The 12,501-nt window shown below is 38.5% G+C and carries 12 protein-coding genes; 4 read left to right on the forward strand and 8 right to left on the reverse strand.

Annotated features, from left to right (window positions below; all coding sequences use genetic code 11):
* Positions 1-151 precede the first annotated feature (151 nt).
* From C9J35_RS11820 to mutY, 4 genes are all read right to left on the reverse strand, one after another.
* Complete coding sequence (locus C9J35_RS11820; protein ID WP_107924666.1) at positions 152-1,897, reverse strand: ABC transporter ATP-binding protein; 1,746 nt, start codon at positions 1,895-1,897, stop codon at positions 152-154.
* 363 nt (positions 1,898-2,260) lie between these two features.
* Complete coding sequence (ntdP, locus tag C9J35_RS11825; protein ID WP_054767679.1) at positions 2,261-2,809, reverse strand: nucleoside tri-diphosphate phosphatase; 549 nt, start codon at positions 2,807-2,809, stop codon at positions 2,261-2,263.
* Positions 2,810-3,181: 372 nt separating this feature from the next.
* Positions 3,182-3,367 (reverse strand): gamma-type small acid-soluble spore protein, encoded by a 186-nt coding sequence (locus C9J35_RS11830; protein ID WP_235616286.1) that lies wholly within the window; start codon positions 3,365-3,367, stop codon positions 3,182-3,184.
* Between the two features lie 61 nt (positions 3,368-3,428).
* On the reverse strand, positions 3,429-4,460 hold the full coding sequence (mutY, locus tag C9J35_RS11835; protein WP_107924667.1) for an A/G-specific adenine glycosylase: 1,032 nt from the start codon (positions 4,458-4,460) through the stop codon (positions 3,429-3,431).
* 212 nt (positions 4,461-4,672) lie between these two features.
* On the opposite strand from mutY, the gene C9J35_RS11840 reads away from it, so the two are divergent.
* Positions 4,673-5,659 (forward strand): metal-dependent hydrolase, encoded by a 987-nt coding sequence (locus C9J35_RS11840; RefSeq protein ID WP_107924668.1) that lies wholly within the window; start codon positions 4,673-4,675, stop codon positions 5,657-5,659.
* A gap of 311 nt (positions 5,660-5,970) precedes the next feature.
* Here the strand turns inward: C9J35_RS11840 and C9J35_RS11845 are convergent, their stop codons facing one another.
* Genes C9J35_RS11845 through recX form a run of 3 tightly spaced genes read right to left on the reverse strand, consistent with a single transcriptional unit; the run spans position 5,971 to position 7,370 of the window.
* Positions 5,971-6,240 (reverse strand): YfhJ family protein, encoded by a 270-nt coding sequence (locus tag C9J35_RS11845; protein ID WP_107924669.1) that lies wholly within the window; start codon positions 6,238-6,240, stop codon positions 5,971-5,973.
* Positions 6,241-6,570, reverse strand: a complete 330-nt coding sequence (locus tag C9J35_RS11850; RefSeq protein WP_107924670.1) for a YfhH family protein — start codon at positions 6,568-6,570, stop codon at positions 6,241-6,243. It abuts the gene before it with no gap.
* A complete protein-coding gene (gene recX / locus C9J35_RS11855; RefSeq protein WP_107924671.1) occupies positions 6,567-7,370 on the reverse strand; it encodes a recombination regulator RecX in 804 nt (267 codons plus the stop codon). The genes C9J35_RS11850 and recX overlap by 4 nt, the downstream gene beginning before the upstream one ends.
* 99 nt (positions 7,371-7,469) lie before the next feature.
* Between recX and C9J35_RS11860 the strand changes: the two genes are divergently transcribed.
* The 3 genes from C9J35_RS11860 (at position 7,470) to rlmD (ending at position 10,873) form a co-directional block, all read left to right on the forward strand.
* A complete protein-coding gene (locus C9J35_RS11860) occupies positions 7,470-8,366 on the forward strand; it encodes a TIGR01777 family oxidoreductase (RefSeq protein WP_107924672.1) in 897 nt (298 codons plus the stop codon).
* A 92-nt stretch (positions 8,367-8,458) separates the two neighbouring features.
* Complete coding sequence (locus C9J35_RS11865) at positions 8,459-9,277, forward strand: polysaccharide deacetylase family protein (protein WP_107924673.1); 819 nt, start codon at positions 8,459-8,461, stop codon at positions 9,275-9,277.
* A 216-nt stretch (positions 9,278-9,493) separates the two neighbouring features.
* Positions 9,494-10,873: a 23S rRNA (uracil(1939)-C(5))-methyltransferase RlmD gene (gene rlmD, locus C9J35_RS11870; RefSeq protein WP_107924674.1), complete on the forward strand. Its 1,380-nt coding sequence runs from the start codon at positions 9,494-9,496 to the stop codon at positions 10,871-10,873.
* 432 nt (positions 10,874-11,305) lie between these two features.
* Here the strand turns inward: rlmD and C9J35_RS11875 are convergent, their stop codons facing one another.
* Positions 11,306-12,487: an MFS transporter gene (locus tag C9J35_RS11875; RefSeq protein WP_107924742.1), complete on the reverse strand. Its 1,182-nt coding sequence runs from the start codon at positions 12,485-12,487 to the stop codon at positions 11,306-11,308.
* Between the last annotated feature and the right edge of the window lie 14 nt (positions 12,488-12,501).

The following is a 12,501-nucleotide window of genomic DNA, read 5'->3' on the forward strand; positions in this document are numbered from 1 at the left end:
TTTTGGGTTGATTCATCTAGTTGCTTTCTTCTAGATAAAGACACGCCAGAAATATTTTCTTTTAGGCAGTTAAATAGACCATAAAAAATACCCCATGAATGTTAGTTTATGTCTAACATTTACGGGGTAGTTCTATTATCGCTTCTTCATTTTAATCTAAGTGTTGAACCTGAAATAAATTATAATATGTGCCTTGCTCTTTCATCAGTTGCTCATGTGTACCTTTTTCAATAAGTTGTCCATGATCAATAACAAGAATTTTATCAGCATGGGTAATCGTAGAAAGTCGATGAGCAATAATAATGGTTGTGCGATCATGAGCAAGTCGATCAAGCGATTCTTGAATAAGTGCTTCACTTTCTAAATCAAGTGCCGATGTTGCTTCATCTAATATTAAAATTGGTGGATTTTTCAAGAATACACGGGCAATGGCAACACGTTGTTTTTGCCCACCTGATAATTTCACACCACGCTCACCGACTTTTGTATGATAGCCATCTGGCAAACTCATGATGAAGTCATGTGCATTAGCAGCTTTTGCTGCAGCCATCACTTCCTCATCCGTTGCACCCGGTTTTCCCATGAGTATATTTTCTTTTACTGAGTCACTGAATAAAATATTATCTTGAAGGACTATTCCAATCTGAGAGCGCAGTGAATGTAAAGTTACATCCTGTACATTACAGCCATCCACATAAACTGATCCACCCGTTGTGTCGTAAAAACGAGGGATTAAACTGATAATCGTCGATTTCCCTCCGCCGCTCATGCCAACAAATGCAACCGTCTCTCCAGGATTGATGGTGAAGTGGATATCATTTAGAATTGGCGAACCGTCTGCTTCATATTGAAACGACACATTTTTAAAGCGTACCTCACCTCTTACACGCGGTAACTCCAAGGCATTTTCTTTGTTTTTCACTTCATAAGGCTCATCAATCAACTCAAACATTCGATCCATTGACGCAATAGATTGCGTTAAAGTTGTCGATGAACTGACCAATCGACGAAGTGGTCCATAAAGTCTTTCAATATAAGCAATAAAAGCTACCATAGTTCCAACCGAAAGATCCCCATTTATGACCTGATAGCCAGCGTAGGCAATAACAAGTAGTGGTGCAACGTCGGTTATTGTATTGACAACTGCAAAGGATTTAGCATTCCACTTTGTATGGTCTAATGCCTTTTCTAAAAAGTCACCATTTGCCTCATTAAATAATTTTTGTTCATGCTTCTCAAGCGTAAAACTCTTAATGATACTCATTCCAGCTACACGTTCATGTAAATAACTTTGTACGCCCGCAAGAGCCTGTGAACGTTTACGCGTTAACTCACGCAGTTTACCAAAGAAATATTTCACACTTAACGCATAGAAAGGAAAGGCAACCAGTGCTACTAGTGTAAGTTTAATATCCATTGCAAACATAATAGCGATCGCGATAACAATTGTCGCTAAATCTAGCCATACATTCATCAAACCTGTCATAACAAATGTTTTAGTTTGCTCCACATCGTTAATGACACGTGAAATAACTTCGCCAGCTCTTGTGTTTGCATAATATCTCAAGCTTAGTCGCTGTAAATGTGCATAAATTTCCTTGCGAATATCAAAAAGTACTTTGTTACTTACATGCTGTGCAAAGTATTGACGATAATATTCTATTGGTGGACGAATGATAAAGAACACAATAATCGTGCCGCCTAACCAGTAGAACAGTTCCTTCGTCTTTTCTGTATCCGTTAGATCCTCTGCATCGATAATATCATCTAGCACAATTTTTATGAGTAATGGAATAAATAACGGGATGGCAAATTTCACAATACCTATCAATACCGTTAAAATAATTTCCCATGTATAAGGTTTAACAAAACGCATATAACGCTTCATGCTACCCAATGTTCATCACATCCTTATTTGAAAAGCGCATTAATGCTAGTTCACGTACTCGTAGACAAAACTGATGCATTACCAGCATGAATGCATCGTTTTAGTCCATGCTGTTGAGGAGACCTAAATAGTTGTTTGAATAATAGAACCTCAAATTTATAGCTGAAATGTCTAGCACAAAAAAGAAAATAGACATTCAACAGTGAATGCCTTTACGTATTATAGCAATATTTCGTATGAAGTACAGTTAATACAACTTTTACGTGAACTATTTAAAGACTTTGACTTCTGTTAATGTCCATGGACATCATCTTGCATCGAAAATTATGGATTGCCCATTAAAAAACCTATTAGGTAAACTAATAGGTTTTACTAATAATCATCTGCTTGCATATCGAGCTGAAACTTATAGCGATTCGTCCAAGCATCGATGAAATCCGGTGCAAAGGGTCCCCTTTTTTGTTGAATCCAGCTAATTAATTTATCAACATTACGCTTTAAAATTTTGTCGATAACATCGGGATAAGACATTTCCTGACGATGTTGCTCATACTCATCTTCATCTAAAAGGGTATACGACATATCAGGAAAAACTTTAATATCTAAATCATAGTCGATGTATTTAATCGCATTATTATCGAAAACAAATGGTGAGCTTAGATTACAATAATAATACACACCGTCTTCACGCAGCATGCAGATGATGTTAAACCAGTGCTCCGCATGGAAATAACAAATAGAAGGCTCTCTCGTTAGCCAAGTACGACCATCGGATTCTGTCACAAGTGTTCGTTCATTCGCACCGATAATGATATTTTTGGTTCCCTTTAAAACCATTGTTTCTTGCCAAACACGGTGGATGCGGCCATTGTGCTTATAACTATGTATTTGTATCGTTTCTCCTTCTACCGGTATTGCCATTTTTGAAGCCCACCTTTTCGTCTATGCTACCTAAATCTAGCAGTCTCTAGTATATTATAGCAATCTGTACGCGAAAGGTGTAGTTGAAAACCATAAATTTCATTGTGCCCTTTTGTTTATGTACAAATTTTCGTAATTTAAAAGCAAATTTCATCCTAATAACTTCTAGATTGAATTTTTTTTACTAAAGCATAACTGGTAGACCCTTAAGGACCAGAAACGACATGTCGCTTGGCTACCTGGGCGCTTCTCTATGCGATGCATCTATGAGCGGATCCCCGCTTAATTAATTTAAAGGAGCTGTCTTTTCATCTTTTCGATTGTAAGACAGCTCCTTTAGAAGGTAAATGCAATTATGCAGTTACAAAGTGATTATTCGCTTGCATTTTGGTTGTTGTTGTTAGCGTAGTTGCCTGAAGCTTGTGATTTTTTTTGCTCAGCTTTAGCGTTTTGCTTTTGCACTTCAGTTACGTCTGTTTCATAACCAAATTCTTCACTTTGACGTTGCATGTTTTTATTTGGTTGGAAATTCTGGTTGTTTTGATTTTTCTTCATCATTGATTCACCTCCACGCTCATTATTGTGTACCGAGGTGATTAATTTTATGCTTATTAATTTTTTATTTTATTTTTTGCCAAATTTTCAGCATCGGAACAGGCATTGGTAATAACTCAATTTGCTCGCGTGTCAGCCATTGACCATTTAATGTAGTCGTACACTTCATATAATAACTATTAATGTGCCATGTTAGATGGGAAAATATATGCTTAAACGTTAAAATCTCTTGTTGCTCTTGTGCTTGCACACCATAGAGTTTTGTAAAAGTTTCAATGCAATCCTCTCCTTGTTCAATCATCGGAAACTGCCACATATTAGCAAGCAAGCCTTCCTCAGGGCGTTGCTCCATTAATAATCGACCAGTGGAATCTTCACAAACAAAGACATTATAATAAATATGTTTCATTTTTGTCTTTTTTGATTTTACTGGTAGTTTTTCCGGAAATCCTTCATAAAAGGCCGTACAGTAATCTCGCACTGGGCATAATAAGCACTTTGGAGATGTTGGTGTACAAATGAGTGCTCCCAACTCCATCAAGCCTTGATTGAAGGAAGATGAGTGCGCAGGATCTATCAATTCCTCAACTGCCGCTTCAAAAATTTTCTTCGTTTTCGGCACAGCAATATCATCATGAATATTAAGCACACGACTTAAAACACGCATAACATTGCCATCGACTGCATGTTCAGGCTTATTATAGGCAATACTTAATATAGCACCAGCAGTATATGGACCAACGCCTTTAAGCTTCGATATGTCATGGCGATTGTCTGGGACAATACCACCGTAGTTTTCTAAAACTTCGCGTACACCTGCTTGTAAATTACGGGCGCGTGAATAATAGCCAAGGCCCTCCCAATGCTTCAATAAATATTCTTGTGGTGCTTCCGCCAATAATTGCAATGTTGGAAAACTTTCAATAAAACGATTGTAATAAGGAATAACTGTATCAACTCGTGTCTGCTGAAGCATAACTTCTGATACCCAAATTTTATAAGGGTCCTTAGTATGCCGCCAGGGTAAATCTCGTTTCTCTTGTTCAAACCAATTGATTAAAGATTGTCGAAATTCTGTTACATATGGATAATTCACAGTGACCTCCAGTATTTTTACGATTTAATTTATGACAGAAAGGGTATACAATTAAGAAAAGCCATTCGTGTGTGACGGCAATTTATGTGCCGCCGAGCATGTGGCATGAATGCCATGACATCGATTACAAAATATAAAAAGCATTACCATTATTGAAATATACATGTATGCAAATTGTACTCTTTTTTAATGCATACTAGGAGTGGATATTTTTGGATTCAGGCACACATTTCGTTATGGGTATAGCCCTTGGTGGCCTTGCCTTGGTTGACCCGGTGGTAGCCAACCATACAATGACCTTTACTGCTGTTATGGCAGGCACCATTATTGGTTCTCAAGCACCTGATGTCGATACCGTGTTGAAGCTGCGTAATAACGCTATTTATATTCGACACCACCGTGGCATCACACATTCATTACCAGCTGTAGCTATATGGCCAATCTTAATTACATTGGTTTTAGCTTTTATTATTCAAGACGCAAATGTGTTTCATTTATGGCTTTGGACATTTTTAGCCGTAGCGCTACATGTTTTTGTCGATATTTTCAATGCATATGGAACGCAAGCTATTCGGCCATTCTCAAGAAAATGGGTGGCACTTGGTGTCATCAATACATTTGATCCTATAATTTTTTCCCTACATTGTCTTGGCATATTACTTTGGGCATTTGGTGCAAACCCTGTTTGGACATTTAGCATCATGTATCTTATTATTGTGGGCTACTATATTTTACGCTTTGCAACACAAAGAGCCGTAAAAAAAGCCGTACACAATACCATCCAAGATGAAGATTATGTCATTGTAGCACCTACAATGCGTTTCTTCCATTGGCGTATCGCTGCTAAATCCAAAACCCATTATTATGTGGGACGTGCATATGGGCGAACTGTTAATATTTACGATAAATTCGAGATTAAACCGCTACCTAAAACAGCTACCGTTGAAGCTGCCATGAAAGACCCTAATCTCGATGCATTTATATCGTTCTCACCATTGTATCGTTGGGAAATTTCCGAGCTTGAAAATGGCTTAACAGAAGTACGATTAATTGATCTTCGATACCGTAGTGACAATCGCTATCCTTTCGTTGCTGTTGCTCACTTAGACGATGACAACGAAATTATTACTTCTTATACAGGCTGGATTTTCACTGAGGATAAGCTGCAGAAAAAATTACAAATCGGCGCCAGCAATTAAAAGGAAGAGGCTGGGACAAAAGAGAAAAAGTGTTAGATTGACTGATGTCTATCTAACACTTTTTTGCTGTGAACGTTGATGTCCACTACGGCGGACGCTTTCCGGGGGCGTGGCCTGAGCCTGTAGTCTCAGGCGTCACGCTAATCCCCCAGGAGTCGCCGCCTTCTCTACCATCAACTAGTGCTCTCTTCTAATTTTTATTTATGCCAAAAGGAAGAACGTCTAAATTTTTCTTCATTTTAGATGGCAAAAATTTAATGATACCTTTGCTTCTCTTTCTTAAAATTTAAAGTTTTGTCCCAGCCTCTTATTTATTGCATCATATCATCACTTACATCAAGTAAATGTGCATATTTGGGATTACGGCCCGCAAATTCATGTAGCTTATCACCATAACTAGTAATTAATTGGCGCACTAAATTTTCCGTGTAATCGGCACCTCTATAGTCATAGCCAGCCTTTGCAGCAGTAGATTCAAAATCGCTCCATAAAAGCTCTATCCAAACAAGCGCACGACCTGCTGACATTTGTGGGTTTTTTGTAAGTAACTCTGCTGTAAGCTGTTCTATTTTTTCCTGCATTTACTTACCCACCTTTACTGGTGATAATATGGAAACTGGTAGAGCCTCCTGATACTTGTCTCCGCCTAAACGATGGCCCCAAGCAAAGCGTCCTTTTAAATAATCCACTTGGAAATAATCGTTATCAGAACCATCAACACGGTATAACTCACCAGGTACAATAGTAGCCAAATCCACTAAATAAGCAGCTGCCATTAATGCTTTACGCTCGTACACTGCAAATTCATTAATGATCCCTAACTGTTCTGCCTTACGTGCTTTTTCTTTTAACATTGCTACTTCTTCACGTAACTCATGCTCTGTCATTGCAGCATAGTTTTTTTCGTTCATTCTTCATTCTCCTTCTCTGCTATAAAACGATCTATTACTTCAACAGGGAATCCCTTTTGATAGAGTGCCTGCTTCGTTTTCATTTTAAGTTCATAACCAGTATACTTCGATACATACTTTTTCCAAACTTTTTCGCCTTGCACATCGAGTAACTGCTGCCATTCATCTTCCGCTTGTTCAATTTCCACATGACTAAGCACCTCATCCACAATATTAAATGAATAACCTTTTCGCATAAGAAAATCTTGAATTTTAGCCTTAATTTGCGTCGGCGTTTTCTTGTTTTCTGAGCGTATAACCTTTTCTGCCAGTTGAGTTGCGAGCTTCACCTGTTCCTCACGGCTATAAGTGTCTAGCACTTCATCTTGTAAGTTTTTATCAATTCCTTTTTTAATAAGATCTTGCCGAATTGCTCGAGGCCCTTTTTTCATCGTGGCCTTTTTCGTATCAAGCAATGCCTTAGAATAGGTTTCATCATTTAAAAAACCATATGATTTTAACTTTTGGATGGCTTCTAAAATAACTGCTTCCCCAAACTCTAAAGAGAGGAGTTTTTTCTTTACCTCATGCTCACTACGCATTTGATAGGAAAGGAAATTTAGCCCCTTATTAAAAGCCTTTCGAATTTCATCTTCGTAGGCTATTTCTTGAATATCGAATTCTTCAAGTATCTTCCCTTTTGTCAGACCGAATTGAATAATAATCGCTTCATCTACAGGAAAAGCATATTCTTCATTTACGTATATATTATAGCGTTCTGGATTGTTTTTTTGACGCGCAATTTTTGTGATAACACGCATAATGAAACACCCCTTTATGTCATTCATTATAACATCTTTTTCTTTTTACTTAGGATTGTGTATAGTGTAGGTAGAATATTGGAAATAGGAGGAATTCATTTGAATATCGCTATTTCAGGTGGTACAGGCTTTGTTGGGAAGTCACTTACAAAGCTGTTACAAGATAATGGACATCAAATATTTATTTTAACACGTAATAAATCCAGCTACGAAAACAGCATTCATTATGTACAATGGTTAACAGAGGGAGCTAGACCAGAACTAGAGCTAGACAATATCGATGCAATTATCAATTTAGCTGGCACTTCTTTAAATAATGGACGTTGGACAAAAAAACAAAAGAAAGCCATATATACGAGCCGAATGGATGCTACGCTAGAAATTGTCCGTATAATGGAGGAGCTTCCGAAGAAACCTACTGTACTCGTAAATGCCAGTGCAGTCGGAATATACCCACCTTCTACCAGCGAATGCTATTCAGAGAACTTTAATGACTACGCGACAGATTTTTTAGGAAGGACCGTATATGATTGGGAGCGCCATGCTAAACGGGCAGAAAAATTAAATGTCCGAGTGGCACTTGCACGTTTCGGCGTTATTTTAGGACGTGATAATGGTGCACTTCCATCTATGCTACTACCCTATAAAATGCACGTTGGAGGCACAATTGGTTCAGGTGAAAAATGGCTTTCATGGATACATGTCGAGGATGTTGCACGAGCAATTTATTTTGCTATTACAAATAAAACCATTCACGGACCCTTTAATGTTACAGCGCCAAACGCTACAAACATGAAGGAATTTGGCAAAACAATTGCTGAAGTCATGGGCAGACGTCATTGGTTGCCTGTACCCAGCTTCGTGATGCGCCTCGCTCTTGGTGAGCAAAGTGTACTTGTCCTAGAAGGTCAGCGTGTGCTACCTTCTGTATTGGAAAAACAATATTTTGATTTTAAGTACCCTTTTTTGAAAGAGGCACTTGAAGATATATTATAAAAAATCTATAAAGCAAGGTGTTTTGTTGTCCTTTGATTAGGATAATTTTTTGAAAGTAACGCATCCTAAGGAAAAAGAAAGGATGCGTTTTTATGTGGAGACAACATATAGTAGGTGCAGTAATCGCAACTTTTATTATTGCCGCTGCAATTAGCTTCAATCCGTTTTTTGCTTCTGGTTCTGATGAATATCATTGGGGTTTTAAACGAGCGAAAGATGGTGAGCAAGCAGAGGCAGGAGCACAGTTAGATAAACTACTAAATCAGTATGGTGCTATCTATAAAGGAAAAGCTGACAAAAAAGTGGCCTATTTAACCTTTGATAATGGCTACGAGAATGGCTTTACAGAGAGTATATTGGATACATTGGAAAAAGAAAAAGTTCCTGCAACTTTCTTTTTAACTGGACATTATTTAGAAAGCGCCAGCGATCTTGTAAAACGCATGGTGCAAGATGGACATACAATCGGCAACCATTCCTATGGTCATCCGAATATGGCGAGATTAACCCGAGATGGCATGCGTGCAGAATGGCGGAAATTTGATGGAAAACTGCGGGAATTAACAGGTATTGATCGTACAACATATACTCGCCCACCTGAAGGTATATTCAATGCCAAAGTGTTAGAGGTCGGCAATGCCGAGGGCTATCGTCATATTTTTTGGTCGGTTGCCTTTAAGGATTGGTTAAAAGATGAACGCCGTGGAGCCGATTATGCGTACAATGCGCTAATGGATCAACTTCACCCTGGTGCTGTTATTTTAATGCACACCGTGGCACAGGATAACGCCGAAGCTTTACCAATGTTTATTGCAGAAGCTAAGAAGCAAGGTTATACGTTTTTATCGCTCGACGATTTAGTATTAGAATATGAAGATTTCCCTGTCGCTTTGCAATCGTCCACTCCTTAGTTATAATGGGGAGATGACATTCAATCACAAACGTCTTGACGTATTAACGTCCAGACTTTGAAATGACGATTTATCGATTTCAAAATCTGTGACATCCGCCGGAAGCTTAACTTTATTCAGCAGCTCTTTACCGGTAGTGAATTGAATACTGTGTGCAAAAATCTCTCTATACTAAGAGAGATTTTTGCTGAATAAGGTTAAAAGGACGTGGAACGCTTGACGCAACAAACAGCAATAGAAGTGGGACAAAAATTCCCATTAACAATAAAAAGACTGGGCATTAATGGTGAAGGAGTCGGCTTTTACAAACGCAATGTCATTTTCGTAAAGGGCGCTATTCCTGGAGAAGAAATTACTGCCCAAGTTACAAAAACACAACGTAATTTCGCCGAAGCAGAAATTCTTACGATTCGTAAAACTTCAAAGTATCGTCAGGAAGCACCTTGCTCTATTTATAATGAATGTGGAGGCTGCCAGCTTCAACATATGACTTATGAAAAACAACTAATTGAAAAACGTGATATCGTTATCCAAGCATTGGAACGCTATGCAAAACCTTTAGCTGAGACTGTTGAAGTCCGCAAAACATTGGGTATGGATAATCCATGGAACTATCGTAACAAAAGTCAATTCCAAGTACGAAAAGAAGGCAAACGTGTGTATGCAGGGCTTTTCGCAGAAGGTAGCAACAAACTACTCAATATTAATGATTGTCTGGTTCAACACCCCATCACATCGAAAATTACAGTCGCAACACGTAAAATTTTGCAGAAGCTAAATATTACGATTTATGATGGTCGAACGCTTGATGGGTTAGTGCGTACAATCGTTGTGCGTACAGGAGTCCGCACTGGAGAAACACAGGTCGTACTCGTGACGACACGTAAGGATATCCCGCATTTGGCTGAGCTTATTACACGTATTAAAAAAATTGATTCGAGCATCGTGTCAATTGCGCAAAATATTAACCGTGAGAAAACATCATTGATTTTTGGCGATGAAACAATTGTCCTCGATGGTAAAGAAACCATTCATGAGGAACTTGGCGAATTAGCATTTGATTTATCTGCTCGTGCTTTCTTCCAACTGAACCCATCTCAAACCGTTCATTTATATGATGAAATCAAAAAAGCAGCGGTATTAACAGGCAATGAAACTGTTGTAGATGCTTACTGCGGCGTTGGTACAATCGGCTTATGGCTAGCGGATAAAGCGAAAGAGGTTCGTGGTATGGATGTCATTCCGGAAAGCATTCAAGATGCACGAAAAAATGCACGCAATCATGGCTTTAAACATACAAAATACGAAGTCGGTACAGCAGAAAGCGTCTTAGCAAAGTGGCGTAAGGAAGGCTTCACACCTGATGTTATTACCGTTGATCCACCACGCACAGGCCTTGCACCTGAATTTATACGTACTGTTCTTAAGCTAAAACCACAGCGCTTTGTATATACTTCGTGTAACCCTTCGACTTTGGCAAAGGATTTACAAGAATTATCGAAGCTGTATGATGTCGAATACATTCAACCGGTTGATATGTTTGCACAGACTGCACAGGTGGAATGTGTCACAAAGCTTGTGTTAAAGAGTAAGTAATAAAAAAGGGCGTCTCAGATAATTTGAGATGCCCTTTTAATATTATTAATCAATAAGTAACTGATTCAATTGTGTTGAAAATTTGAGTGTAGATAGCTTGAATATTATCTTTATTATCTTTCAGTTAGTACCTCCATGTCTGTTCTTTGTTCTCACCACCTACTCCTGTACCTAAAAATCCTGTTGCATAACTTTCCTGCACATCTGCAATACTATCATAGGTCGGATTGCATAAAAAATATTGGGATTTGATTTCCGCTCAGCTTTTCTGTATAATAACTTCTTAGGTGCCAAACCTACGTGGCATGGGATGAACATCCGTGTCACACCGAAAAACGCCATTACAGCACGGATTTGCTGGGCGTTTTTTGTTTTTATGAGCGGGAGATGAGCCCCGCTCTTTTTATTTTACATACAAAAGCGACCCTGACATTAAACTGTCAAAGGTCGCTTATTTTTATGTCTCCCGAATACGAATAAAACAAGTGCAACTGTGAACAATAACAGTGCCACCAGTAAAAGGAAGCTATAATCTTTTACGAATTCCAAATAAATGCCGCCTAAAAATGGCCCTGTTAAACTACCAATACTTAAGGCAATTCCACAAAGAAGGTTTCCGGTTGGTAGCAGTTCCTTCGGTGTTAAATCAGCCATATATGTAATGCCCAGTGAAAACATCGAACCGACAAGTGTCCCCGCGCAGAAAAATGCGATAGCCACTGCCATCTGTGAATGTTCTAAAAAACTTGCAATAGCAAATAGAATGGCTCCCCCAAATGATCCTGTCATCAGAACATAGCGCCGTCCGATTTTATCACCTAGTGCGCCAAGTGGCACTTGCGTTAAAATACCACCAAACGTAAAGACCGATAAAATTATCAGAATCATATCGACTTCAAAACCTTTACGCAATGCATATACAGGGAATAAGGCGTTCAATGAAGATTCTAAAAATCCATAAACAAATGGCCCTAAAAATGCAATCCATCCAAATAAAATTGCGGATTTATAGCGATTCCATCCCCTTGCATTCATGTCACCAGTTAAACGCTCTGGTTTTTCATTGCGTAACAAGAAGACAAATGACCATGCCAATAAACACAGAATAGATGACACAATGAATGGTGTAGCTTCTGCAATTTGGATAAGACGTACCATCAATGGTCCAACTGCAAAGCCCATACTAAAGGACAAACCATAAATCGCCATACCCTTTCCTAGGCTTTTATGATCAGTAGTGCTAGTAATCCACGTTTGGGTCGCATAGTGCAAGGCATGATCCCCTACGCCAATCAGTAAACGTAGAATAAACCAGAAAGTCACACTTTTCCATAAAGGAAACACAATGAGTGAGACGAAAACAAATGCCCCTCCAATTAAAATAATTGGCTTATAGCCCCATTTTCGTAAAGGTTGTTCGATAAACGGTGAAATCAATAAAGTTCCTATGTATAGACCTGTCGCATTTAAACCGTTTAATGCGGAGGATACACCATCACGCTCAAAAATAATCGAAATAAGTGGTAAAAGCATGCCTTGCGAAAAACCTGAAATAGATACAATTAACACTAAAATAGCAAATCTTTTTCTGCTGTAATCTGTGAAGTACGTCATTTTTTCCTCCAACA

Source organism: Lysinibacillus parviboronicapiens, assembly GCF_003049575.1.
Lineage (GTDB): Bacteria > Bacillota > Bacilli > Bacillales_A > Planococcaceae > Lysinibacillus > Lysinibacillus parviboronicapiens.